The organism is Streptococcus macacae NCTC 11558, from assembly GCF_000187995.2.
Classification (GTDB): Bacteria; Bacillota; Bacilli; order Lactobacillales; family Streptococcaceae; genus Streptococcus; species Streptococcus macacae.
Window position 1 is genome coordinate 1,484,373 of record NZ_AEUW02000001.1, and the last position, 25,863, is coordinate 1,510,235.

At 36.2% G+C, this 25,863-nt stretch carries 20 protein-coding genes and 2 pseudogenes; 6 read left to right on the forward strand and 16 right to left on the reverse strand.

What is annotated here, in order from left to right:
* Nucleotides 1–12: 12 nt before the first annotated feature.
* Complete coding sequence (gene pgfM2, locus STRMA_RS07085) at nucleotides 13–2,766, reverse strand: glycosyltransferase PgfM2 (RefSeq protein WP_003082416.1); 2,754 nt, start codon at nucleotides 2,764–2,766, stop codon at nucleotides 13–15.
* Between the two features lie 243 nt (nucleotides 2,767–3,009).
* Between pgfM2 and STRMA_RS09935 the strand changes: the two are divergent.
* Nucleotides 3,010–3,137, forward strand: a pseudogene (locus tag STRMA_RS09935) (ISL3 family transposase); the annotation flags it as partial.
* A 159-nt stretch (nucleotides 3,138–3,296) separates the two neighbouring features.
* Here STRMA_RS09935 and galE read toward each other — a convergent pair.
* From galE to pgfS, 3 genes are read right to left on the reverse strand one after another with little or no spacing between them, the layout of a single operon-like run.
* On the reverse strand, nucleotides 3,297–4,313 hold the full coding sequence (gene galE / locus STRMA_RS07090) for a UDP-glucose 4-epimerase GalE (protein WP_040841867.1): 1,017 nt from the start codon (nucleotides 4,311–4,313) through the stop codon (nucleotides 3,297–3,299).
* Nucleotides 4,314–4,358: 45 nt separating this feature from the next.
* Complete coding sequence (gene pgfM1 / locus STRMA_RS07095; protein ID WP_003080526.1) at nucleotides 4,359–7,268, reverse strand: glycosyltransferase PgfM1; 2,910 nt, start codon at nucleotides 7,266–7,268, stop codon at nucleotides 4,359–4,361.
* Nucleotides 7,265–8,227 carry a glycosyltransferase PgfS gene (gene pgfS, locus STRMA_RS07100; protein WP_003078812.1) on the reverse strand — a complete coding sequence of 321 codons (963 nt, stop codon included), beginning with the start codon at nucleotides 8,225–8,227 and terminating at the stop codon, nucleotides 7,265–7,267. Before pgfS ends, pgfM1 begins: the two co-directional genes overlap by 4 nt.
* Before the next feature lie 331 nt (nucleotides 8,228–8,558).
* On the opposite strand from pgfS, the gene yaaA reads away from it, so the two are divergent.
* The 4 genes from yaaA (at nucleotide 8,559) to STRMA_RS07120 (ending at nucleotide 12,096) form a co-directional block, all read left to right on the forward strand.
* Nucleotides 8,559–9,311 (forward strand): peroxide stress protein YaaA, encoded by a 753-nt coding sequence (gene yaaA, locus STRMA_RS07105; protein ID WP_003082080.1) that lies wholly within the window; start codon nucleotides 8,559–8,561, stop codon nucleotides 9,309–9,311.
* Between the two features lie 115 nt (nucleotides 9,312–9,426).
* A complete protein-coding gene (locus STRMA_RS07110) occupies nucleotides 9,427–9,618 on the forward strand; it encodes a helix-turn-helix transcriptional regulator (RefSeq protein WP_003078636.1) in 192 nt (63 codons plus the stop codon).
* 121 nt (nucleotides 9,619–9,739) lie between these two features.
* Nucleotides 9,740–10,486 (forward strand): ABC transporter ATP-binding protein, encoded by a 747-nt coding sequence (locus tag STRMA_RS07115; RefSeq protein ID WP_003081349.1) that lies wholly within the window; start codon nucleotides 9,740–9,742, stop codon nucleotides 10,484–10,486.
* Nucleotides 10,483–12,096, forward strand: coding sequence for a hypothetical protein (locus STRMA_RS07120; protein WP_003078854.1), 1,614 nt, complete (start codon nucleotides 10,483–10,485; stop codon nucleotides 12,094–12,096). Before STRMA_RS07115 ends, STRMA_RS07120 begins: the two co-directional genes overlap by 4 nt.
* Nucleotides 12,097–12,215: 119 nt before the next feature.
* On the opposite strand, the gene nrdG is transcribed toward STRMA_RS07120, so the two are convergent.
* The 10 genes and pseudogenes from nrdG to STRMA_RS07170 form a co-directional block, all read right to left on the reverse strand.
* Nucleotides 12,216–12,821 carry an anaerobic ribonucleoside-triphosphate reductase activating protein gene (gene nrdG / locus STRMA_RS07125; RefSeq protein ID WP_003079767.1) on the reverse strand — a complete coding sequence of 202 codons (606 nt, stop codon included), beginning with the start codon at nucleotides 12,819–12,821 and terminating at the stop codon, nucleotides 12,216–12,218.
* Nucleotides 12,781–13,330, reverse strand: a pseudogene (locus STRMA_RS07130) (GNAT family N-acetyltransferase). Before STRMA_RS07130 ends, nrdG begins: the two are co-directional and overlap by 41 nt.
* Before the next feature lie 290 nt (nucleotides 13,331–13,620).
* Entirely contained in the window at nucleotides 13,621–15,828 is a 2,208-nt protein-coding gene (gene nrdD, locus STRMA_RS07135; RefSeq protein WP_003078649.1) for an anaerobic ribonucleoside-triphosphate reductase, read from the reverse strand.
* Nucleotides 15,829–15,928: 100 nt separating this feature from the next.
* On the reverse strand, nucleotides 15,929–17,497 hold the full coding sequence (locus tag STRMA_RS07140; protein WP_115277023.1) for a glycosyltransferase family protein: 1,569 nt from the start codon (nucleotides 17,495–17,497) through the stop codon (nucleotides 15,929–15,931).
* A gap of 331 nt (nucleotides 17,498–17,828) precedes the next feature.
* Complete coding sequence (locus STRMA_RS07145; protein ID WP_003080359.1) at nucleotides 17,829–18,140, reverse strand: DUF1292 domain-containing protein; 312 nt, start codon at nucleotides 18,138–18,140, stop codon at nucleotides 17,829–17,831.
* Nucleotides 18,141–18,187: 47 nt separating this feature from the next.
* On the reverse strand, nucleotides 18,188–18,607 hold the full coding sequence (ruvX, locus tag STRMA_RS07150; RefSeq protein WP_003082291.1) for a Holliday junction resolvase RuvX: 420 nt from the start codon (nucleotides 18,605–18,607) through the stop codon (nucleotides 18,188–18,190).
* Nucleotides 18,607–18,873, reverse strand: coding sequence for an IreB family regulatory phosphoprotein (locus STRMA_RS07155; RefSeq protein ID WP_003080921.1), 267 nt, complete (start codon nucleotides 18,871–18,873; stop codon nucleotides 18,607–18,609). The genes ruvX and STRMA_RS07155 overlap by 1 nt, the downstream gene beginning before the upstream one ends.
* Nucleotides 18,874–19,328: 455 nt before the next feature.
* Nucleotides 19,329–19,727 (reverse strand): transcriptional regulator Spx, encoded by a 399-nt coding sequence (spx, locus tag STRMA_RS07160; protein ID WP_003079254.1) that lies wholly within the window; start codon nucleotides 19,725–19,727, stop codon nucleotides 19,329–19,331.
* 84 nt (nucleotides 19,728–19,811) lie between these two features.
* Nucleotides 19,812–20,966 carry a recombinase RecA gene (gene recA, locus STRMA_RS07165; RefSeq protein WP_003081015.1) on the reverse strand — a complete coding sequence of 385 codons (1,155 nt, stop codon included), beginning with the start codon at nucleotides 20,964–20,966 and terminating at the stop codon, nucleotides 19,812–19,814.
* Nucleotides 20,967–21,004: 38 nt separating this feature from the next.
* Nucleotides 21,005–22,276, reverse strand: coding sequence for a competence/damage-inducible protein A (locus STRMA_RS07170; RefSeq protein WP_003079770.1), 1,272 nt, complete (start codon nucleotides 22,274–22,276; stop codon nucleotides 21,005–21,007).
* Between the two features lie 159 nt (nucleotides 22,277–22,435).
* Between STRMA_RS07170 and STRMA_RS07175 the strand changes: the two genes are divergently transcribed.
* Nucleotides 22,436–24,349 (forward strand): ABC transporter ATP-binding protein/permease, encoded by a 1,914-nt coding sequence (locus STRMA_RS07175; protein WP_003081804.1) that lies wholly within the window; start codon nucleotides 22,436–22,438, stop codon nucleotides 24,347–24,349.
* A 99-nt stretch (nucleotides 24,350–24,448) separates the two neighbouring features.
* On the opposite strand, the gene STRMA_RS07180 is transcribed toward STRMA_RS07175, so the two are convergent.
* Entirely contained in the window at nucleotides 24,449–25,000 is a 552-nt protein-coding gene (locus STRMA_RS07180) for a DNA-3-methyladenine glycosylase I (RefSeq protein WP_003080355.1), read from the reverse strand.
* Nucleotides 25,001–25,108: 108 nt separating this feature from the next.
* A complete protein-coding gene (gene ruvA, locus STRMA_RS07185; protein ID WP_003080505.1) occupies nucleotides 25,109–25,699 on the reverse strand; it encodes a Holliday junction branch migration protein RuvA in 591 nt (196 codons plus the stop codon).
* Nucleotides 25,700–25,863 lie beyond the last annotated feature (164 nt).

Here is a 25,863-nt window from a genome sequence, read left to right on the forward strand (position 1 = left end):
GCTTTCTATCTTTTAATCCCACTCAAAATCATCTTCATCATCTTCTAGTTTCGCATGTCTTCTATGCTTGATTGTTATACTAATCAATAACAAAAGAGAGAAGAAGCTCAACAGACTGCCATAAACAAATCCTTGAGGAATATAATACAGGTCAATCCTATGCTTACCGGAAGTAAGTTTGAAAGCTAGCATAGATTGCCAAACTTTTTGTGTTTTAACCGATTTTCCATCAACCCTAACATGCCAACCTTTATTATACGGTATAGAGGTCAACAGGTAATCTTTACCTTGGACTTGATTTATTTGACCTGAAACAGACAAAGAAGTTACTCGGCTCGGATGCCATTTCGCTATTTTTCCATTTTTCATGAATTCTTGGAAACGCTCATCATTAAAACGATAAATTTGCAGGCCTGTTAAATCAAGCGGCTTATCATCTGACAAAGTAAGCTCAAATGTTTGTTTTTGCGATTTACTGTTAGAAGCTAGACTCCAAAGCTGAGGATGGCGATAACGATCAAAAACAGTATATTTTTCCCCATTCAGACTCAGCTTAAGACGGCTTAAATCTGTTGGCATTATATGAGAAGCAGATAAATAATAAGAATTATCATCAGGCGTAAATTGGTAGCGAATTATACCAGGACGGTCAGAAGATTGCCGTTTATATACTTGTTTACCATTTGTGCTATCTACAGTGACATTTTCCAAAGAAACTGCAGCTTGTTTATCAGGCTCCAAGACATTTTCTAAACTGTCTGTTAAACCATGGTAAATTTTATTTTGATTAGCTGCTGGGTCTTGCTTAGTGAGCCTTTCCTTTAGCATGGCAGCATCCCCAGAGAAACCAAGTCCAAGCACTTGATTGTTTTCTAAGAGCTGTCCATTTTTAACTGTTTGAACAGGTTTATAATATTTCAGCAGATCCTTTCTAGCTGTATAAGACCAAGTCCCATTTGTGACATAATAACGCAGATTGACTAAAGCATCTGTCAGCGGCGTCCCTCCCACATACATAGAAATAGCTGTTGAAGAAGGCAAACCTAATCTTCCTAGAAACTCAAGGTTGCCATATTCGACACTGGAAGTAAAGTGGTTCACTCCATAATAGTTGTAAGTTAGTGAATCATTCCAAGTATTGCCGCTGCTTTTTTCCAGGCGCGATAAATCAGACTGCGAAAGTTTTAACTGTTTATAAAAAGCTTCATTGTTTTTTTCAGCATCTAAAACCGCAGCCGGTGAATGCCATAGATCTCTTTCAATAGTAAACTTAGCATTAACTCCCATATCAATGAGTGTAATAAATAAGGCAAGAGTGAGCTGCCATTTTTTAGAGAGGCCCTTGGAAATTAATAGCAAAAGCACAAGAACTGCTGACAGCATGATAAATTGCTGTCCTGCGGTTACCAGCAAATAACTTTTTTCTTTAACAGCAAAATAAACATAGGCATTGGCTAACAAGGCAAAAGCAAAGGTACAAATCAGTTGGGTATAGTGCCAGGATTTAACCTTTTGGAAAGCTTGATAAGTCAATAATAAAAGAACAGCACTCAGTAACCAAGCATTTCTATAGTAAAAACCAACCGGCATTTGCCCCATGTGCCAAAAACGTGTAACTGCTGCATTTGAAAAGGCAAGAATCAGTACTGCCAGAAAGAGAAAGCTGCCAATCTTCTTACGAGCTGTAATTGTTTTTGTAAAGAAGTAATTGAACAAGCCAATAAAACTAAGAACACCAGCATAAAAATTTGGCAGTGTGTTAAAATCTCCCCATTCTTGTCCGCTAGCAGCCCCAGGAACAAATTTGATCAGTAAACGCAAAGGATTGTAAAGAAAGGAAAATGACCAAGGGAAATGATCCCCTGAAGCAGCTTTGGTATCCAATAAAGCATAAAAAACCGGCAACAGCCAAATAGCACTTAGTCCGACACCTAGCAAAGAATAAAGAAACAGACGCAGCAATTGTTTCACTTTAAATGAAAATGCAGCTTCTTTAATCAATAAATAATAACAGCTATACAAAACGATAAAAAGACAAGCCATGTAAGCTGTATAAAACTGCACAATAAACATGGCAGCTAAAACCAATGAATATTTGATACTGACCTTACCATCTAAAATCTTTTCAATCCCCACCATTAACAGCGGTAAAAAGATCATATTATCCAAAAAGTTTGGATTCATCTGATTGGCAATCAAAAAACCGCTCAGACCATAAATACTGGCAATACAAACTGCTAAAATTCTATTTTGACTAGCTTGATAGCGTTTATGCAAGAAATAGTAAAAAGTAAGCCCAGCAAAACCTTGACGTAAAAGACTAAGACTAAAAATTGCAATGTTCAGATAAGCTGCTGGCGTCAAACCAAGAGCTAAGCTAAAAGGGCTGAGACTGTTAAAGCCCCAGACAGAAGGCATAACGCCACCCAAACCTTTATGCCAGGACCAAAAAAGAGCACCAAAATCTAAATGTTTGAAAGCCTGTCCCAAAGCTCGATAAAGAGGGACATACTGCAAAGTATAGTCTCCACTCATCAATGTATTTTTGCCAAAAGGATACAGCCGCAATACAGCAAAAACAGCTATCATAACTAAAATAGGAAAACTAAATGCTGCTAAAAAGCCTAAAGTATCTTTAAGGCGGGACTTAACAGGCTGCTTATCATCATCTTGCAAAGCCTTTTTTTCTGCTTGTCCTCCTAAGCGTTTTCGATTTACTCTGCTAAACTGTCCGATTGCTTGTTTGCCTGTTTCCTGAGTTTCCATCATATCTCCAGTCATTTTTTATAAACTTTTCCCATTGTATCATAAATTACAAGCTTTGTTAAACCCCTTAGAATGCTCTCTTTTGCAAGTATAAAAAGTTCATCAGCAATGATTGATATTTCTTCAAACTAGGTCAGCGTCACCTTGCCCTAGCTTAGTACTGCCTGCGGCTAGCTCCCTAGTCTGCTTTTTGATTTTCATTGAATATTAGAATACCTGATGCTAAATATTACATGAAAAGCTAGCAAACTAATCAAGAACATGAAACGCAGCACTTTTGGCTTTCGGAGGATGACAGCTTTAAAAAACGCATTCTCATTGCTTTGGATATCAAAAAAGAGAGGACGAAGATCGTCCTCTCACCATGTTAGATTATGGCAACACTACAGTTGACAAAGTGCTTTTTTATAGGAAGCCTAAAGGATAGACTAGAAAACAGTCTGACACTAAGTAAAAAAATTGTTTGAATCCGCTAACCAGAAGATCCAGTTAATTTCTCCACAATACTAACTGTATCCTTTCAAGTCTGATTATTCTTCAAAGCCTAAAGGATGCCGGCACTGCCAGCGCCAAGAATCTTCACACATACGTCTTAAATCAAAATTTGCCTGCCAATGCAATTCTGCTTTGGCCTTTGATACATCAGCATAGGATACTGCAATATCACCTGCTCTTCTCTCTACAAGCTGATAAGCAATAGGATGGCCAACAACGGCTTCCATTTCAGTGATAATATCTAAAACAGAGCTCCCTTTGCCCGTTCCCAAATTATAGATAGAGAGCCTTGATCCTTTGGCTAATTTTTGAATAGCAGCTACATGCCCACGCGCAAGGTCAACGACATGAATATAATCACGCACACCTGTTCCATCTTTGGTCTTGTAGTCAGCGCCAAACACTTGGACTTCTTTCAATTGGCCGCTAGCAACCTGCGTCACATAAGGAAGAAGATTTGTCGGAAGTCCTTTAGGATCTTCTCCTAAATCACCTGACGGATGGGCTCCAATAGGATTGAAATAACGTAAAATAACAATATTCCATTTTGCATCTGAACGAGCTAAATCAATCAGCAAATCTTCAATAATCAGTTTCGTTCTAGCATAAGGAACCGTCGTTGAGCGAGGAGCACTCTCCAAAATAGGGACAGCCGCTAAATCACCATAGACACTGGCTGAAGATGAAAAAATAATATTTTTGCAGGCAAACTTTTTCATCACCTCCAATAAGGTGATTGTCCCAGAGACATTATTTTCATAATATTCTAAAGGAGCATAAATAGATTCACTAACTACCTTAAGCCCAGCAAAATGGATAACAGCATCAATATGTTCATGTTCAAAAATGGCTTCCAGCTGGTCTTGATCCCGAATGTCTATTTGATAAAAACAAATCGAACGAGAGGTTAAGCTTTGTATAACCTCCAGACTTTTAAAACTTGAATGCTGCAGATTATCAACAACAACAAGTTCATAACCTTGATTTAATAGTTCTACACAAGTATGAGAGCCAATGAAACCAGCCCCACCAGTCACTAAAATTTTTTTAATCACATTACCTTCCTTTGCCGCATCGCATATTAATTATAGACAAGATCACACTTTTTGACTATGATCGCGCCATTTCAAAAAGACAATGATAAGGAGAGAAATAAAGGAAACGGCTAGCCCTATCAGTAAACCTTGCGGTCTAAAGGACATTTCAATACGGTGTTTGCCGCTTGTAATCGGGAAGGAGAGAAGGCTTCCCCAAGCTTCACTCGTTTTAACCTTTTTACCATCCACTTTAACAGTCCAGCCAGGGTTATACGGAATACTTGTCATCATCACATTACTTTGGTCTGTTATATTAACATGTCCTTTGACAAGAGTGTTTGTCCATTTGGTGACAGTCATATTTTGTTTGCGTCTCTCCTGCAGGACCTTCTTAATGGCCGTCTGGTCTGCTCGCACTAAGGCCATGTTCGTTAGATCCAGCTGATCTTCTTTGGAAGTTTGCAGCTGGAAGGTCATTGTTTGACCCTTGGCTTTATTGGCCAAATTCCACAGCTGAACCTGATCGTAGCTTTGAGAGTAATGGTACCACTGGTTATTCAGCATAATAGAGACATTTCCCATTGATTTGCGCAAACTATAAGGTGCTTGGAAATAATAAGTATGGTTTGTCTGAGGAGTGAAGATGATACGCACTGTACCTGCTTGTTTTTTATCAATGCGTTTAAAAATACGATGGCCGTTTTCATTTACTTCCTGCATATTAATCAGCTCAATTCGAGGAATACCGATATATTCAAAATATTTGCGATTGGCCCCAGACATTGAAGATAAGATAATATTCTGATTAGAAACAGGGTTGTTAAGTCCAAATTTGATATTACGCGTTAAAGTGTTGGTGCCAAAGGCTGCTGAGAAGACATTTGGATTTTCATAAATAGTAAAACGATTGTTATGGTAAATCGGATGGTAGTAATCTTTTAAATCCGAACGTGTCGCATTGCGGTTAAAGAGATACCAATTAGGATGCTTTTCGATATCAGACGTTGTATAATTTTTAGCATCCATATAGTAACGAACACCATAAAGAGCATCTGTCAGAGGTGTTCCATTAGCGTAGAAAGTTGCCGCATTTCCGCCAACATCCCCCATAGAATTAAAGAGATTAATCGTTGATTTTTCCATATTGGAACTAAAACTGCTCAAACCTGGATAAGAAACAAGGAAAGGGTCATTCTTAGCATAAAGAAAGCTTGAGCCAACACGATAAAAACCAGCCTTATTCTTTTTCTTAATGACATCTGATAATTCTTTCATATTTTTGGAAATATCAGTAAACTTGTAAGCATCTGTATAAGCTAAAGTCACCTGAGAGAGATAAGCATTATAACCAAGTTCAAAAACAGTCATTGCTAACAGGGCCAAACCAACCCACTTGTTTTTAGGCCGCAGAGCCAAATAAACAAGAACAAACAGCCAGGTCATAAGGGTCAAAGAGACCTGTGTCAGTAAGAAGCCCTTGTTTAAAAGATACAGAAAAACAGGAATGGCAAGCAAACAAGCAGCAACTGTACATATACGAGTTTCCCTATACTGTTTTAAATGCGTCCAAGCATAATAAGCTAGAGCACCAAAAATAAGCAAAGCAATGATCAAAACGATCAGCTGATGGGAGTTAACATAGTTTGTAACAGCTGTTGGCTGATATTTAGGCAAATAAGTATAGTTTTGTCCCGATACATAATAAACCGCAGCAAAACTAAAAATAATTCCAGCGACCAAACCCTTCCAGCTCAAATATTTTCCTTCTCTTATAGCCAAATAAGCCAAAAGAACCATAAAGAAAGAAAGAAGCCATGAAAAACGGAAAAAGAAACCAGCAGGGTTTTGTCCCATATGCCAAATCTTATTAACAAATTCATTAACAAAAGAAACAAAGAAAATCAAACCTATAAGAGCTGCTGCTGCTTTTCTAAACTTGTGGGCTTTTGCTTGTGTAAAATATAGGAAAAAGCCAATCAGAGCCAGTGCCCCAATATAAACATTAGGCAGATTAGGGCCTGCTGACCAAGAAGAGTCATTATCAAAACCACCAATCATCAGTTTAGATAAGATGTCCAAAGGATTAATCTGCAAAGCAAAACTAAAGGTCATCGGACTGTCATAAGCTCCCTTGCTTCGCAGAAGATTTAAGAAGATGGGATAAAGAAGAAAGAAAACAGAAGTAATGGCTAAAACAGAATAGCAAATGACACGCCAAAGAGGTTTTAGAAAATCTAGCAGTTTTGTCTTCCAAGCCTTTTCACCTGCTAATTTAGGCGCTGCATAATAGCATGAATAAAGAGCAATAAAGAGACAGATCATATATCCCATGTAAAAATGAAAGAGCATGGTCAGAGCTAAAACAAGTATATATTTAAAAGGTTTCCCTCCATCAATCAGCTCCTCTAAACACAAAATCACAAGCGGCAGCATGATCATAGCATCATAGAAAATAGGATTCATCTGATAAGAAACAATCATCCCTGACAAAGCATAAGCCGTTGCCATTACTGGAATTAACAGATGATTATAAGAAAGAGCCTTATAACGTTTTATTAATAAGTAAGCAAAGCTTAATCCCATAGCTCCATAACGCAGCCAAATCGTTAAAAAGACAGCCCACTTAAATTGCGACAGCGGCAGTAAAATATAAAAGAGGTTAAAAGGACTGATCAAATTAAATCCCCAAACACCAATCATAGCTCCGCCAATGGATTTTGAAAAGGAATAAAACAAGCCCGACCAATCTCCAGTCAGTACAGTCTCTTTTAAGAAACCATAAAGTCCAATATACTGCTGACCAAAATCAACAGCCATTAAACTATTGCGGCCAAAAGGGAAAACTCCCATAAAAAGCCATACAACCAGCATGATCAGCATAGGCAACAGTGCACTGGCCCAAAGAACCTGACTTTTTTTAGTTAAAGAAAAATCTTTTTTTTGTTTATGTGTTGTTCTTGAACGACTCATCCAACCAAATCCTCTTTTGCTTTCTCAATATTTGTTTCATCCACAATATAGTGCGGACGACGTTTAACTTCATAATAAATCTTACCGATGTATTCTCCCAAAACACCAATGGAAATAAGCTGTACACCGCTAAATAAAATAATAGCGGCTAAAGTTGTAAAGTAACCACTGACAAGTATCTCTGGCTTTACAAAATAAGCGACAAACATGGCCAATAAATATAAAAGAGCAAAACCAATACAAACCAAACCAAACTGGATACAAATCCGCAAAGGTTTATCATTAAAGGAAATAATCCCTTGAAAAGCATAATTCATAGACCGTTTAAAGCCAAATTTACTTTCACCAGCTTCTCGAACGTGATTCTTATAAGGGATGACCTTTTCATTAAAACCAATCCAGGAAAAAATACCTTTCGAAAAGCGATTATATTCAGGAAGCGCTAAAATCGTATCAACAGCTTTTCGGCTAAAAAGTTTAAATTCGGATATTCCATCTGTCAGCCGAACATCCATTAAGCGATTAGAAAAACGGTAAAACAGTTTCGCAAAAAAGGTACTCTGCTTAGATTCTCCTTCTCTATTGCGCTGACCACTGACCACATCATAGCCTTCTTTAAAAGCTGCTACAAACTTAGGTATCAAGGCTGGCGGGTGCTGCAAATCACCATCCATTAACATGACAGCATCTCCAGTCGCATATTTTAGACCAGATAAAATAGCCCCTTCACGGCCAAAATTACGACTAAAGCTGATAAACCTGACATGATTATCAGTTTTGGCAATCTCTTTCATAAGATCTAAAGTCCTATCTCTGCTGCCATCATTGATATATACCAGCTCATAAGCATCAATAGTACTACTGGTTAGCATTGTCTGTAATTGTGCCGAAATTTCACTATGCGTCTTTTCTATCATTTTTTCTTCATTATAGAAAGCGACGACGATTGATAATTTCATACTTTTTCCTTCTTAATTGACTTGATTTAGCTCATCTAAGTACTTTAAAATAGCATAATACCAGCTGTATTTTACCATATTTCACAATAGTTTTCGACTATTTTTTAAAACTGACATGAAATTTACACATACAAGTAAAAAAGCAAGAGGCTTTAGCTTTAAAGAATACAATGATTGTGCTTATTGAAGCCTTCGCTTAGGATTCAAAAAGAAGATTAATAATTTCTTTGTTCCTATTTTATATTAAATATTTCTTTCATCTCAGCCAGCCCATTCTTTTTTGAGTAATTACTGATTTTAATTCCTATCGTTTTATATTATAATAAACAGCATGATAAAATTTTTAATTCCAAGCGCCAAAGAAATGAAGTTTACTGCTCAGCCTTCTTCTTTTCTTTCACAGCCTGCGCAAAAATATCAGCCTATTATTGACACATTAAGTGTATTGACTAGTGAACAGTTAGAAAGATTATATAAAGTCAACCCTAAAATGGCTAAAACAGAATGGCAGCACATACAGGCTATAAAAAATCAAACAGCCCTGACCTATCCAGCACTTGATTTATTTAACGGCTTAATGTATCGCCATATCAAACGACAGGATTTATCAGAAAAAGAATATTCTTATCTAAAAGACAGAGCCTTTATTACTTCTGCCTTATACGGTATCATTTCCGTTTTTGATCACATTGCGCCGCACCGTCTTGATTTTAATGTCAAACTAGATATTAAAAAGCAGCCATTAAAAAGTTACTGGCGACAAGAATACGATAATTTTGTTAAAAAAGATGATAAGGTCATTTCATTACTTTCCAGTGAATTTGAAGATGTTTTTTCACCAAAAGTCAGAGCACATTTTCTTAAGCTTAAATTTTTAGAAGAAAAAAACGGCCAACTCAAATCCCACTCTACTATCTCTAAGAAAGCGCGCGGGGCCTTTTTAACTCAGGCACTAAAAAAGCAGTGTCAATCCGTTAATGAGCTAAAAGAAATTCACTTTCAAGGCTTTGCTTATGAAGAACAATTATCAACTAAGAAATTGCTCGTTTTTGTCAAATACAGCAACTCCCAAGGTTTCTTATAAGCTTATTATCAACAAATCAAAAATATGTCATCTATAATTGACATATTTTAATAGTATGTTATAATATTGTCCTATATATAAGACAATATTATAAGGAAAAGGGGAAGGAATACATGTGAATAAAGTAAAAGAATTTCGTAAAATCTTAGGGATTTCTCAATTAACGCTTTCTCAAAAAGCAGGAGTCTCTAGACAAACTATCAATCTTATTGAAAATAATAAATATAATCCCTCTTTGGAAATCTGCATTAAAATAGCAAAAGCATTAAATACAGATCTTAATGCTCTTTTTTGGGAAAAAAATTAAAAGACTAAAAAGAATCCAGAGAGTGATGGAAAAAAAGCTATTTAAATCAGCTGATACTTCTTAAGATATCAATATAAAAGAGAGACAATGATACAATAACTAACAAGGAGGACCAACCCTTATGATAACTTTCGAACATGTTACAAAAATGTACGGTGACAATGCGGCATTAAAAGATCTTAATGTAACAATTGAAAACGGCGAAATATTTGGCCTCATTGGCCATAATGGGGCAGGAAAAACGACTACTATCAGTCTGCTCACTTCGATTATCGAAGCCACAAGCGGCAATATCTTAGTTGATCAGCAAGAACTTAGTCAAAATCGCGAAACCATCAAAAAACGAATCGCCTATGTCCCAGATTCTCCTGATATTTTTCTCAATCTAACAGCAAGAGAATATTGGGAATTCTTAGCAACAATTTATGGGGTCCAGCCTTCTGAGAGAGATAAACGTATTGATGAACTAACTCAACTTTTTGATATCAAAGATCGCCAATATGAAACGATTGATAGTTTTTCCCATGGTATGCGCCAAAAAACCATTGTCATCGGAGCTTTGATTCCCAATCCAGATATTTGGATTTTAGATGAACCCTTGACAGGTCTTGATCCTCAAGCTTCTTTTGATTTAAAGGAAATGATGCGTCAGCATGCTAAAGCAGGCAACACGGTTCTTTTTTCGACCCATGTCTTATCTGTAGCTGAACAGTTATGTGACCGAATTGGTATCTTACGCCGCGGAGAACTTATTTTTGTAGGCAGCTTAGATGAGCTAAAAGCACAATACCCAGAAAAAGATCTAGAAGCGATCTATCTAGAATTAGCAGGGCGCAAAGAACCTCAAAAGGCAGGTGAGGAGGTATGAATTGGAAAAATATTTGGGAACTCATTAAAATTAATATCCTGTATTCCAATCCACAAGCACTGACGAATATTCAAAGAAGACAGGCTAGAAAACCTAATAAAAATTTATCTTCCTATAAATCCGTCATCAGACAGCAAGTAAGTGTCGCCGTTCTTTTCATCTTTATTTATGCCTACATGTTCTTAAATATTGATTATCGCCACTCTAAAGGTTATTTTTCTTTTCAAATTGCCATGTTTATCCTTATTGCAATTGTTTCAGGATTTACCACCTTATTTGCTGTTTTTTACGATAGTAACGATACAAAATTATATTTACCACTTCCTGTTAAAGAAAGCGAAGTTTATATTGCTAAAGTAATGTCCTCTCAAGGCGGGAGCTTGCCCTTTCTCATGCCTATTATACCGCTGTCAATGATTGCTTATTTGCAGCTGTCCAATCCTATTTTAGCTGTTTTTGGAACGCTCATTAATTTTTTGATAGCTCTGTTATTATCTAATGCTATTAGCATTCTTCTGGTCTATTTTATTGGACAGATGCTTGTTAAAAGTCCTTATAAAAAAACCATCTCCACTGTCTTAATGGTTGTATCAACGCTTTTAGCAGTTGGGGTTGTGTTCTACCTATCCTCCCAAAGCAACAATAACAGTATTCAAGGCAATACCAGCATACAAATGCCATTACTGCCTTATTTTAGAGGCTTTATAGATGTCATAATCAATCCTTTATCAACAGCCAGTCTTTTAAATTTCTGGTTGGGCTTATTAGTATTAGCTGGCCTTCTTCTTTTAATCAAACGAGTGATTATCAAAAATTACTTTAAGCAGTTTCTTTCTATACAAGCAACGAAAGCTCATAAAAGAAAGAAAGTAAGAAATACTAAAAACCAAACACTTTCACAAACACTGCGCAGGCACCATTTATCGACGATTAAAGATGGTACTTTGATTCTGCAGACTTATCTGATGCCCTTAATATTTGTCTTTGCTTTTCTTGCTCCAAGTTTATCAAGAGGAGGTCTGACACTTTCTGGAATTAGCAATAGCTTTTTTGGAGTTGCGCTTTTATTAGGAGTCATGTTTGGAAATCTTATTTCTGCTTCTGCTAATACTTTCCTTGCCGTTGGTATTTCTTTGGAAAAGGACAACTATATCTTTTTAAAAACACTTCCTATTTCTTTCAAAAAATTCTTAATCAGCAAATTTTTAACTCTTTCTACCATTCAGTTGTCAATTCCCATTATCATTTACCTATTGGTCGGCCTTTTCTTATTAAAGACCCCAATCATTCTAATAGTAAGCTTTAGCATTGGAACGGCCTTAGCAGCTCTCATCACTGGCCAAATACTGTACTGGAGGGATTACCGACTCCTTAATTTAACTTGGCAAAATGTTACTCAGTTATTCTCCAGAGGAATAGGACAATGGTTTAGTTTTATAACCCTAATGGCAGTGATTATTGGAGGAAGCATGCTTACTGCTCTCAGTATCATTTTAGCTCTTCAAACCTCTGCTTTAATTATTAGTTTTATTTTAACACTTCTGATTTTAGCTCTTCTTGCTCCAATTCAGCTATTCATTTACCATAGATTTTGGAAAAAACTAATCTAAGACACAAGAAAGAATGGTCTAAAAGTCGATTTATATGAATGACGACTTTTAGACCGCTTTTTTCTTCCATCATAAAATAAATATTGCAGCAAAAGGCTCTTTTATAGTCTCTTCACTCGCTAAATCAAACCATCTCTATCTATTTGTTCATAATTTTGCTGCCCATCATTTAGTCTATCCCAAATCACAATTTCACCCGATGTCAGCGATTTAGGAACATCAATGATCCGTTGATTAGAAGAGCCGCGAAACTGCAGCATCAGATTCTTTTTAGCTTTATCAAAACGGCCATCAACCAAAATATCAATCAAATTTAACATTTCCAATTTATCAGGCGTTTCTAACATTAATTCTTCCCAAGTATAACCTGTCCAAGACCAAATATCTTTCTCAGGCAATTCTTTACGGATACGCTTTAATAGGGGCAAAAGTATACCAGTATTCAAAAAGGGTTCCCCTCCTAGAAGTGTTAAACCTTGAACATAGGGCTGAGCCAAATCCTCCATGATCTGTTCCTCTAATTCTTGTGTATAAGGGATACCAGCACTAAAGGACCAAGTCGCTACATTATAGCAGCCTTCGCAATGAAACATACAGCCAGCTACATAAAGAGAGTTACGAACGCCCTCCCCATCCACAAAATTAAAAGCCTTGTAATCAATAATACGCCCTTGGCTTAATTCTTCACTCTTCCATTCTCCTGGTTTTGGGGTATTCCAAGTCATCCTTCTTCCTCCAAATCTATCCAATAACGCTCTATATGATCTCTAACATCTTCCAAAACACCACCATTGGCTATAATAACCGCTCGACTGGCAGCATTATCCGCCTGACAGGTAATAAGAGCCTTTTTAATATTTTTGTTCTTAATCTCTAACAATCCTAAACGCAGTTGTTCTTTTGCGTATCCCTTATTCCGTTTAGATGGGCGGATAGAATAACCAATATGTCCTCCCTGATGGCGTAACAAGTCATTGAGCCGCAGACGAATCTGTAAAAATCCTAGAGCCCGTCCTTTATCATCAAAAGAAACAAACTGAATAGCAGGAACAAAATTATCCGGAAGATGAAGCCCTATTTCATAATCCAAATTCATTTGCAGCCAGTCTTCATAATGAAAATCCTCATTTTCCTTCCAAATACCACCATCATGTTCTGAACCGCTAATGCTAAATTCAGTTAGCATCTCTAAAACAGCCTGTTTATCCTCAGGTCCTGGTCTTCTTAATTTCATTGGCTTTTCACCTTCTCTAAAAATGGCATGTGCCTTTGTACGCAGTGAATGTATCTTTCTTTTTATTCTAATGGGCTAAAATTTTTAGTTCACACTCTTCTTTATGAAATGACGAGTGAGAAAAAAAGAGCAGGATAATCTCCGAAATTCAAAGATTTCCGACTCTCACTGCTCCCTTCTTTTAATCAGCAATGTGATCTATCCCACATAAGCCAGACTGGCCTTTTTCAATATGAAGCTGAACTTTTTATGTCTTTTTAATTTAATCACTCTGGCGATAAAAATAAAATTTATGCTGGGACATGGTGACCAGGATTTTTGATAGTGGAACCATTCATATGTTTCACTCGAGAGGATATCTCTTTATGACGGCCATTGACCATAGGACGTGCCTGCGGATTGCCAAGATAACCACAGGTTCTTTTGACAACATCTACCGTTTTAGGATCGGTATTGCCGCAGTTTGGACATTTAAATCCCCGTTCTGTTGGCTCAAAATCACCCTCAAAATCACATTTATAGCAATGATCAATCGGAGTATTGGTTCCAAGATAACCAACACGATCATATGCATAATCCCAAACAGCTTCAAGAGCCTTTGGATTCTGCTGCAACACCGGATACTCACAATAATGAATAAATCCACCTGTAGCACCCGCATCAGGATAGTCCTTTTCAAAATCTAGTTTTTCAAATGGGGTTGGGTTCTTTCGAACATCATAATGAAATGAATTTGTATAATATTCTTTATCAGTAATGTCTTTAATAACACCGTATTTTTCCGTGTCCAAACGGCAGAAACGATCCGTTAAACTTTCAGATGGCGTTGAGTAAACTGAAAAATGATAATCATATTCATTAGACCATTTCCCACAAAGGTCTTTCATTTGCCGAACAATATCAATCGTAAAGTCTTTAGCAACAGGATTAGATTCCCATTCCCCACCATAAAAGACTGTGGCAACTTCATAAAGTCCTATATAACCAAGTGATACAGTTGCACGGCGTTCTTTAAACAAGTCATCAACAGGGTCCTCTTTACTCAGACGCTTTCCAAAAGCACCATATTGATAAAGAATAGGAGCATTGGCTGGCGTAGCTTCCTTAACACGGTTAATACGATAAACCAAAGCATCTTTGGCAACAGCCATTTTTTCACGGAAAATATCCCAAAACTTCTCAATATCCCCGTTTGACTCAAGAGCAATGCGCGGTAAATTCACTGTCACAACACCAAGATTCATCCGGCCTGAATTAACTTCCCTGCCATTTTCATCTTTCCAGCCTTGAAGGAAAGAACGACAGCCCATAGGAACTTTAAAAGAACCAGTTAACTGAATAATCTTTTCATAAGATAAAATATCTGGGTACATCCGTTTGGTAGCACATTCCAATGCCAATTCCTTAATATCATAATTAGGACTGCCTGGTTCCAGATTAAGACCACGTTTCAAAGTAAAAATCAGTTTAGGGAAAATGGCGGTACGATGTTCACTGCCAAGTCCCTTAATGCGAATATTAAGTATCGCTTTTTGAATTTCACGTTCAAACCAATCTTTTCCTAATCCAAAGCCCAAAGATGTAAAAGGAGTCTGCCCATTTGAAGTAAACAGTGTATTAATTTCATATTCAAGACTTTGCATTGCATCATAGATATCTTTCTTGGTTTTTTCGCGCGCATAGTCTTCTTGTTTATCTTTGGTCACCCATTTCTTTGCATCCTGTAAATGCTTTCGATAATTTAATTCAGCATAAGGCGCTAAAGTCTCATCAATTCGGTCCGCCGAACAGCCTCCATATTGACTTGAAGCAACGTTCGCAATGATTTGAGAAATCTGAGCCGTTGCCGTCTGAATAGATTTGGGGCTTTCAACATCAGCATTCCCAATTTTAAAGCCAGATTCAAGCATGCCTTTAAAGTCAATCAAACAGCAATTGGTCATGGGCGTGTAGGGACTGTAATCCAAATCATGAAAATGAATATCTCCCTTAAGGTGTGCATTGGCAACATGATCCGGCAGCATTTTAAGTCCAATAGATTTACCAACAATGCCAGCTGTTAAATCACGCTGTGTGTTAAAAACATCACTGTCTTTATTAGCATTTTCATTAACAACTGTCTGATCCTTATTAATCAATTTATCAATTGTAAAATTAATATCTGTTGCCTGAGAGCGTTTGAAGTCGCGTTGTGTACGGTAATTAATATATTCCTGAGCAATAGCATATTCACCAGCTTGCAAAAGCTCATGCTCTACAATATTTTGAATTTCATAAATTTTAATATTTTCACTAAACCGATCATAAATTTCAGCAACCACCTTATCAGCAATACCTGTTAATTTTGTCTCAATAAAAGGTGTTAATGGAGCTATTTGGTTACTAGCTCTAACAATAGCCTGATAAATTTTACTTTTGTCAAAAGCAACCTGACGGCCATCACGCTTTATAACCACAACCCCCGGCTTTGCAAAAATATTTTTTTCAAGTGCAATCATGTGTCCATCTCCTTACAGAAAATATTATAGCACAAGAAAGGGAAAAATCAATATGTTGTGTCTAACTTTTTTAGCAAACACAACATATTGATTTTTTATTTTAATTTAGCTTATAAACGGCAAAGTGGGGACTGTTCTTCAAGGAAACTTTCTTATATTTTTTTACAATATCTTTTTTTAAAGTCGGTGACAAATGCTCTGAATCTTCATTAACAACAACATAAGAAGCTTCATTTTGCAGCAGTTCATCCTCCAATGCTTTTTGATTTGATGCTTTAACTGTATTAACCATTGGTAAAGGAAATAAAGCACTCGATCGCCTATCAGAATCCATATAAATCTTTGCACTCGTATCCCAAGTATAAATAACAGCATTTTCTTTGGTATTTTCCCTAATATAATTTACAATATGGGCTCTCTCTTGATTCATACTATAAGAGCCAATATAGTGAACAATAGGCTGAGCTAAACCATATAACAGCAATAAGCAGGGCAGATAAAAATGGCTTAACAAAAAAAGATCAAAAACTCTACGGGATAAACGCCTATTTTGCCGACGGCGCGATCGCCGTTTAAGTGAGTCGCTGTATTTATCATCAAGAAAAAGACTTGTTAAAATTAAACCAAACGGCAAAAGAATTAAAAATTGATAGGTTACAAAACTTTGCGATAAAATGATAAAAATAAGACTGAAAACAAAACTCAAAAATACAATAGACTTCACTAAATCATCACGGTCACCTGCTTGTTTAAGATGATTAAAGAAAGTCAAAGCTCCCATTAACAAACCTGAAGCAAAAAGAATAATAAGCTGAAAGAGAATACTTAATAAAATATCTTCTTTTCCTAAAGCAAAATAAGTAAAATAATAAGCACCTGCCTGATCAATATACGACGATAGTATCTGCATATTGAGAACAAAATAACCAAGTGTATAAAAGATCAGTAAACTACCAAAAACGAAGCAAAGAAACTGGTAAAATCCATGAGCAAAACGGCGCTTTTTCATATTATTAACACAAATAACAGCTAATGAAACCAACCAAAAGAAAAGCGTCCTAGGCTCTATCAAATAAGCTAAGGCTCCTGTTAAACCATAAATAATAAAGCCTTCATCCCTTGTCAAACCAGCAAAATATTTAGTTAGAAACCAAAGCGCGAGTAAAATAAAAGGTGTCGCAAATTGGATAGGATAAAGGCCGCCAAAACCAAGAGCAAAATTTGCCAAATAAAAAAGTAAGATAGCATTAATAGTTACCTCTTCTTTAGAGGTCATATGATAGATAATCTTATAAAGATAAATACCCGAAAAATAAAAGCTAGCAAATTGAACAAAAACTAACCAAATACTGCTTCCCATAAAGTAACTTAAGGCAATCACAGCATAATAAAGAAGACCTCCTGTCGCAAAAATTTCACTATAAGGCAAATGATTTTGCGACATCATCAAACCAGTATAAAGATTTTGCGATTGAACAGCGTTGCCAAAGTCCGTAAAAAAAGGCATAGCAACACAAAAAAAACTAGCAATTACACTAAATATAATGATATAAAATCGATGTAAAGAACTTATTTCAACACTATTTTTCGCTTTATGATTTTGACTGCGCAAATCAGATTCCTGCGAATCTTTGTTAGGATAATTCCCTTGTCTTTTGTCCAAACCTATTCTCCTTGATTTTTCCTATTTAAAAGTATAACAAAATCTATTTATTAGTCAATTTAGTTATTATTAAACAATAGGTTAAAATCTCCCTAAAATAATGTAAGGATTTCTTTTTATAAGTCTCTAAAAATAATTTTTCCTCTAAATTAACTTTTTTTAACTGCTTCAAATGTTCACCCCCATTTTACTATTCGTAAATAAAGAGAATAAAAAAGCAAGGACAAAAGTCCTTGCCTCGTTTGATTTTTCTGAGCCATTTACAAAGTGCAGGGCAGGGGTGAAACGACAAAATCGAAGACTTCGTCTGACCGTTTGTCTCACTCCCTTTTCCATATTAATTTTCATCTAAAAAACTATTAAAGACTTCTTCAATCATATCCCATTCAGCATCTGAATCCTCAGGAATTGGCTGGAGGTTTCCTTCTGTACCATCTTCATTTTCGAGATAAGAATAAGCCTGAATTTCAATTTGACCATTTTCATCTTCTTGAGCACCTGATGGTACTAAAAGTATATAATTCTTTCCAAACTCTTCTTTACCATCAATGGTCAAAAGAATTTCAAACAAGGTTTCATTCCCCTGTTCATCAACAAGAGTAATGAGCTCATGCTCTTGATTATGGTCATGTTCATGATTATGTGACATACAGCCTCCTATTGTTTTTCTCTTTTTAAAACAGCTCTAATACTGCGTTAGAACATACGATCTAAATAATTCTGCAAAATCAACTGAGCAGCTAATTTATCAATAACCTTTTTGCGCTTCCCACGGCTGATATCGGCCTGCTCTACAAGCATGCGTTCAGCCTGAACTGTTGTTAAGCGCTCATCTTGATAGTCAACTGGAATATCAAAATATTCTTTTAATTTTTCAGCATAAGCCTGACTAGCTTCAACTCTTGGCCCGCTAGAATTATTCATATTTTTTGGTAAGCCAACAACAAATTTTTCAACTTGATATTTTTCAACTAATTCAGACAAACGCTGAAAGCCAAATTTTTCTTTGACTTCATCAATTTTAATAATCTCTACACCTTGTGCAGTAAAACCAAGAGGATCACTGACAGCTACGCCGACTGTTTTTGATCCAACATCTAGCCCCATTATCCTCATTAAAAATCAATTCCATTTCCTTGCAAATAGTAACGCACAAGCTCTTCCACAATTTCATCACGTTCATATTTACGGATTTGGTTCCGAGCATCGTTATAGCGGGGAACATATGCCGGATCTCCGCTTAAGACATAACCTACAATCTGATTGATTGGATTGTAGCCTTTTTCCTCCAATGACCGATAAACATGTGTCAATGTTTCGCTAATCTCTTTTTTGTTACCATCGTCAAGGTTAAAACGAACCGTTTCATCTGTAAATCCCACAATAACACCTTCTTTCTCATAGGGAATACCATGTTACATTATATCTTATTTTAAGCATTTTCACAAGGATAAGACCCACTTATCTTAAATTAAGCGCTATTATCCAAAACTATACTGTTTCAGAGCTTTTTTTTAAATAACCTTTGCTTAATTTTCCAACTTTTCTAATAAAAAGAAGGCAGCAACTGCAACAATACACAACTATCTAAAAGCATATTAAACTATAAAACAAACTTAAGAACTTTTCATGGAGTTCTTATAGAATAACTTATTTTCTTTTCCGATAGGCAAAAAAGAAAAGCATAGGATAGATCATAATGATCATATAGCACTCTCAAAAAAACTGGCTGAAACAAAAATGACATGCTCCCTCATATTGAACAACGAATTCAACAATTGGGAGGCATGCCTACATTTTTTAATAATAAAACGATTTGCTGTCTTTTCTAATAATCCTACAAAGCTGCACGCAAACGCGCTTCCGTATTTTCAACATTTCGAATTGCTCGTGGTAAGAAAGCACGTATGTCATCTTCTTTATAGCCGACTTGCAGACGTTTATCATCTATTAAAATCGGACTTTTCAAAATACGCGGATTCTCTTGAATTAAATCAATAACCTCACTAACACTTAATTCTTCGATATTGCAATTTAGAGCTTTAGCATAACGATTTTTTGAGGAAACAATACTTTCAATTCCGTTTTCTGTTTTTGAAAGAATATCTAGTATTTCTTCTTTTGTTAAAGGATCCTTTGCTAAGTTTTGTTCTTTATAAGGGAGTTTATGAGCGTTAAGCCATGTTTTTGCTTTTCTACAGCTTGTACAACTTGAAATTGTATATATCTTAATCATGTTTAATTCTCTCTTTCCTTACATGATACTATCATCTTAGCATAATTTACCTTATAAAGAGTCGGTCTTAGGACCTATTTTTATTTAGTCCTCAAGCTCAATAGCGTCATCGAGCTCTAAGATGAGATCCTTCTTATCTTTTTCTGGACTTTCCTGTCTTTGAGAATCAGTCGTTTGTTTTTCTTCCTCATCCTCTTCAATAAGGCCATAGTGAATACGTACTTTGCGATCAATAGCATCAAAAATTTGGGGATGTTCGGCTAAAAATTTTTTAGCATTTTCGGAACCCTGTCCAATTTTTTCCCCTTCATAAGAATACCATGCACCAGCCTTTTGGATAATTCCTAAGTCACTGGCAATCTTGACTAGTTCACCTGTACGAGAAATACCTTCTCCATACATAATTTCTACGAATGCTTCTTTAAATGGCGGTGCAACTTTATTTTTAACAACTTTAATTTTAGTTTCCTTACCAATATTAGCATCCTTAGTATCACCAGAACCCTTAATCTGCGTATTTCCACGGACATCAAGCCGCACTGATGAGTAAAATTTTAAAGCGCGTCCCCCTGGAGTTGTCTCAGGATTTCCAAACATAATACCAACTTTTTCACGTAATTGATTGATAAAAATAGCAATTGTCTTTGTTTTATTAATAGAAGCTGATAGCTTACGCATGGCTTGACTCATCATACGCGCTTGCAAACCAACATGACTATCACCAATATCACCATCAATTTCAGCACGCGGAACCAAAGCTGCTACAGAGTCAACGACAACTAAGTCAACTGCACCTGAATCAATCAATTTCCCTGCAATTTCTAAGCCTTGCTCTCCTGAATCAGGTTGCGATAAAAGCAATTCGTCAATATTTACTCCTAAAGCTGCTGCATAGGCAGGATCTAAAGCATGCTCTGCATCAATAAAAGCAGCTATTCCTCCGTCCTTTTGAGCTTGCGCTACAGCATGAAGAGCAACAGTTGTCTTCCCGGATGATTCTGGGCCATAAATTTCGATAATCCGGCCTTTAGGATAGCCACCTGCACCTAAAGCAATATCTAAGGCTAGACTGCCCGAGCTCATTACTTGAACTTTTTGCTCAGCACGTTCGCCTAAGCGCATAACAGCGCCCTTGCCAAAATCTTTTTCAATATTTTTTAAAGCATCGTCCAAAGCTTTACGGCGATCATCGCCAAATTTTTTTGTAACTTCTTCTGTTTTTTTTGTTCGTTTTGCCAATATTATTCTCCTAACTTATATTTCAAAAACATCCATTATTATACTAAATTTTCTTCAGATAATAAAGTTTGGCGTATCAGGTTAAAAGCGTGTAAAACCGCTATTTTCCGTACATCAGAACGACTTCGTCCTCCAATAACGACCTTTATAGACTTAACATTTTTTCTAGTAGCAAGACCGATAAAAACAGTTCCTGCTGGCTGGTTCTCCAACTCATCTGGACCAGCAACCCCCGTCAGGCTAACGGCCAAATCAGACTCCGTTAAAATACGTGCTTGCTCTGCCATTTTTTCAGCAGTAAAACTGCTGACTACGCCATGTTCCTGTAAATCCTCTAAAGGGATCTGCAGCATTCTTGCTTTCTCTTTTATGCTGTAAGTGACATAACCACCGTTGAAAACCTGAGAGGAACCCGGAAAATCAGCTAAGTTGGCCTGAAACAAACCCGCTGTCAAACTCTCTGCAGCTGTAAGTGTTTGACTTTTTTTCTTAAGCAATTGAAATACTACTTTGGGCAGGCTATTATCATCTCCATAGCCATAAAGCAAGTCTCTTAATCTATTTTTTTCAAGTGTCTGAACTGTTAAAATCTGTTCTTCTAATTGATCTAACTTAGCATCTGCTTGCACTTGGGTTTGAGCTTTAGTTGACAGGCGAAGTGTAACTTCTCCTGTTTTAGCATAAGGTGCTATTGTAGGGTCTGTCTGTCCTGTAATTAAATCAGACAAAATTGTTACTAACTGGCTTTCACCAATACCAAAAAAACGAAGCACGCGCGAATATAATCTTTGATTGCTTTGCAATAACAACGGCACAAGAGATTTTAAAACCATCGGTTTAAGTTCACTAGGCGGACCAGGCAAAACCACATAAGTTACTCCATCTGCTTTCAGCATCCCTCCAACAGCAAGACCAGTCGTATTTTGAAGGGGATAGGAACCTGCTATTATTTGTGCCTGACGTTCATTATTTGGTGTTCTGGCATACTGCGGCCGGCTTGCAAAAAAATCATCTAAACGCTGATTTGCTTTAGTATCAAATACCAAATCTCGATTTAAAAATTTTGCTAAAGTCTGTTTTGTTAAATCATCTTCAGTAGGTCCCAAACCGCCGCAAAGGACGACTAAATCACTACGGCTTCTAGCAATTTGTAAAATAGACAGAAGACGCATTTCATTGTCACCAACAGTTGTTTGGAAATAAACATCAATTCCCAGCTCTGCAAACTTTTCTGATAAAAATTGGGCATTCGTATTAACTATCTGGCCAGTTAGAATTTCTGTTCCAACTGCAATTATTTCTGCTTTCATTTCTCCTCCTCTTTAATTATTCGTATTTATTTTATCATATTATTATACTAAAAAATTTTTGAGAAATTATTTTAAACGTTGCTGATATTTTAATAAAATGATACAATGAATTTTGTATTGCTATAATAATACAAAAATTAATCTAATTAAGGAGACATTATGACAAGGTTAGAACTAAGACATATTAAAAAAGCCTATAAACTTGGGCGAGAAACATTTCCTGTATTAAAGGGTATTGATTTATCTTTTGACAACGGAGATTTCACTAGTATTTTAGGAGAATCCGGAGGCGGTAAATCAACCCTGATGAATATTATTGGGGGGCTTGACCGTGATTATCAAGGTGACGTCATTTTAAATGGAAAAAAGCAGAAGGATAAGAAAGAAAAGGCTATGGATACTTATCGCAGAGATACCATTGGCTTTATTTTCCAATCCTTCAACCTTGTTAACTACCTTACCGTTTTAGATAATGTTTTACTCAGTCTTAAAATGACTCAGTTATCTCAGCACGATCGCAAAAAACGTGCTGAAGAACTCTTACGTCAAGTTGGCCTCTATGATCATCGTAAGAAAAAGCCTGCTCAATTATCAGGCGGTCAAAAGCAAAGAGTTGCTATTGCACGCGCTTTAGCTAACGATCCAGATATTATTATCGCTGATGAGCCTACAGGAGCCTTAGATAGCCAAAATACGAAAGAAGTATTGGCCATTCTGCAAGATATCGCAGCATCTGGAAAAACTGTCATAGTAGTGACGCATTCACAAGATGTAGCTGACAGCGGCAGCCGAATTGTACGTTTAGTAGATGGTAAAATAACCGAAGATAAACGCATTCGCCCAGCTTTCTCAGATAAAGAGCCTGAAAAGGGCTACAAGTCTAGATCACTAAGCTACATGTCTAGCTGGAAAATGGCTTTCTCTCATTTCAAGAGTGCTTGGAAACAAAATCTTATTATCACGATAGGGACTGCTATTGGACTTTTTTCGGTAATGTTCTTCTTAGGTCTTGGAAATGGCGCCAACAAGTATATGAACCATTTTATTGATGGTATTGCTAATCCTAAAGCTATTCAGGTCAGTCTAAAAGACACAGCAAAAGCAGCCAGCCAAGGTATAACAGCAGACAATTACAAGCAATTAAAAAATATCAAACATGTTCAAAAAGTTAACTATGGTTACTATGCTCCTATATTTAATCTTAGTTATAAGAACAAACGCATCCAATCTCAAATTTTGCAAACCAGCAATGATACTATTTTGAAGAAGTCACTTTCCAACAAAAAATTTCCTAAAGATAATGAAATTATTTTATCAAAGGCTAATGCCAAGAGTTTTGTTGGTAAAAAAACCAAAAAAATTATTGGCCAAAAAGTGACACTGGCTCTTAGCATTGCCAATGGTCAGCAAGCCCCTACTTTAGTCTCCAAAACTTATACTGTTGTTGGAACAACAGAAGGTTCAAACATCGTTTCTTACACAGGGTTAACATCTGCTGCTAAAGCAGCTAATGCTAAACTAAAACCTAACTTTGTCACTTTAACTATTGATGATCTTAATAATACAAAACAAGTTCAAAATAAGGTAAAAGCGCTAAAATCAAACCACAAAACACTCTATTCTATTGAAGGAATCGGAGGAATCTTAGATAATATCGTTCAAATTGTTTATATCGTCAGCTTTGTTTTAGCATTAGTGGCTGGAATTTCACTATTAGTTAGCATTTTAATGATTATAGCAACCACTTATATGAGTGTCGCTGAAAGAACCAAAGAAATTGGAATTTTAAGAGCTATGGGAGCACGCCGTAAGGATATCCGACGGTTATTTGTCAACGAAAGTCTGCTATTAGGGATATCTGCTAATCTCTTAGCTATAATGACCGTTTTCTTGGTGCAATATGGTGTCAATAAATTAGTCTATAACACTATTAAGTTTGATATTATCCAAGTTTCTGCGACAGCCACCCTAGTTACAGTCCTTATAGGAATTATCATCGCTCTGTTAGCAAGCATTGCTCCAGCAGGAAAAGCAGCTAGACTTAATCCAATTGAAGCTTTGGCATCTGAATAATTTTTGATAATTAAAAACAGGGCTTTCTGCCACTGTTAACTTACACCTAAATACAAAAAATGAGGAGTTGGAAAATACTTTAATCCAACTCCTTTTGTTTTATTTGAAGGCACAGTTTTCCTCATGGTCATTAACTAGGCCAACAGCTTGCAAATAAGAATAAATACAAACAGGTCCTATAAACTTAAAACCATAATTTTTTAAATCTTTTGTTATCTCCTCTGATAACTTGGTCTTAGACGCCACTTCTTTATAATCCTTAACAGCATTGATAATTGGCGAAAAATTTACCCAAGACCAAAGGTAACTATCAAAAGAGCCAAACTTTCTTTGTAATATTAAAAAAGCTTGCGCATTAGTTCTAGTGGCATAAATTTTCCGTTTATTCCTAATAATATGCTCATTTTGCAAAAGTTCCTCTAGATCAGCATCCGTCATTTGAGATACTTTTTCTATATTATAATTATAAAAGGCTTCTTTAAAAGCGGCCCGCTTGTTTAAGACGACTTCCCAGGAAAGACCTGATTGATAACTTTCCAAACATAATAATTCAAATAATTTTTGGTCATCATGAAGCGGCTTTCCCCACTCTTTATCATGGTAAGCCACATACAAGGGATTGCTTTCCTTTACCCAGCTACAACGTTGCATATGCTTCTCCTTTATCTAACACTACATGGAAACCCTTTGAATATCTATAAAATAAACCAATAGAAGAGGTTAAATTAGCTTTGCATAGCATTTAGAGATAAAACAGTTTTATTTCATTAGCATTTTAAGGCTAGATTTAATGTAGTTTTCAGCTGTATCGGTCGTTCCTTCGAAAAATTTCTTAATTTTTCGAAGTTCAGCAGCTTTATATCCTAAAGCTAACATAGCTTCCATAGCTTCTTCTAATGCTGTATTCTCCTTAATACTAATTTGGGTCTTTTTAACCGCTATTTCCTTGGAATCCGTAAATTTTCCAGCAAGATCAAGAACCATTTGCTGAGCTGTTTTTTTCCCAATTTTGGGAAATTTAGTTAAGTAGGTAACATCATTATTATCAATAGCGCGGACCAAGCCTTCATTGTCATCAACTGCAATAATAGCTAAGGCTGAAGTAGGACCTATGCCAGAAACTGAAATAAGATTAAGAAAGACAGCTTTTTCTGCTTCTGTATGAAAGCCATAAAGCAGCTGTGCATCTTCCCGAACAAGATGATACAGGTAAACCTGTAGTTCCTGATGCAGCTGTTCTGAAAAACTATAAGGATTAGCCACATTGATCCTATATCCAATACCTGCCACTTCAACAACAATATAATTTGCTGTAACTTGACTTAAAATACCTTTTAAATAATCGTACATATCTTCTCCTTTTTCCTTTTCTAGTATAGCACAATTAATTTAGAAATAAGCTTCCTTTTCTATGGCGATATTGACTTTGGAAAAGATTATAGAGAAAGATTCTATTTTCTACTAAGAAATAGCAGTTCTTGATGTTTTATCTTCTTATTTCTTACAACAAGCAG

Coding starts and splice junctions, on each gene's coding strand:
- nrdG (WP_003079767.1), bottom strand. CDS start 12,821: ATGACTTGGAATACCCCAAAACCAGGAGAATGGAAGAGTGAAGAATTA.
- ruvA (WP_003080505.1), bottom strand. CDS start 25,699: ATGTACGATTATTTAAAAGGTATTTTAAGTCAAGTTACAGCAAATTAT.
- STRMA_RS07120 (WP_003078854.1), top strand. CDS start 10,483: ATGAATTGGAAAAATATTTGGGAACTCATTAAAATTAATATCCTGTAT.
- pgfM2 (WP_003082416.1), bottom strand. CDS start 2,766: ATGGAAACTCAGGAAACAGGCAAACAAGCAATCGGACAGTTTAGCAGA.
- STRMA_RS07175 (WP_003081804.1), top strand. CDS start 22,436: ATGACAAGGTTAGAACTAAGACATATTAAAAAAGCCTATAAACTTGGG.
- STRMA_RS07145 (WP_003080359.1), bottom strand. CDS start 18,140: ATGTCACATAATCATGAACATGACCATAATCAAGAGCATGAGCTCATT.
- pgfS (WP_003078812.1), bottom strand. CDS start 8,227: ATGAAATTATCAATCGTCGTCGCTTTCTATAATGAAGAAAAAATGATA.
- yaaA (WP_003082080.1), top strand. CDS start 8,559: ATGATAAAATTTTTAATTCCAAGCGCCAAAGAAATGAAGTTTACTGCT.
- spx (WP_003079254.1), bottom strand. CDS start 19,727: ATGATTAAGATATATACAATTTCAAGTTGTACAAGCTGTAGAAAAGCA.
- nrdD (WP_003078649.1), bottom strand. CDS start 15,828: ATGATTGCACTTGAAAAAAATATTTTTGCAAAGCCGGGGGTTGTGGTT.
- STRMA_RS07180 (WP_003080355.1), bottom strand. CDS start 25,000: ATGCAACGTTGTAGCTGGGTAAAGGAAAGCAATCCCTTGTATGTGGCT.
- STRMA_RS07115 (WP_003081349.1), top strand. CDS start 9,740: ATGATAACTTTCGAACATGTTACAAAAATGTACGGTGACAATGCGGCA.
- ruvX (WP_003082291.1), bottom strand. CDS start 18,607: ATGAGGATAATGGGGCTAGATGTTGGATCAAAAACAGTCGGCGTAGCT.
- pgfM1 (WP_003080526.1), bottom strand. CDS start 7,268: ATGAGTCGTTCAAGAACAACACATAAACAAAAAAAAGATTTTTCTTTA.
- STRMA_RS07170 (WP_003079770.1), bottom strand. CDS start 22,276: ATGAAAGCAGAAATAATTGCAGTTGGAACAGAAATTCTAACTGGCCAG.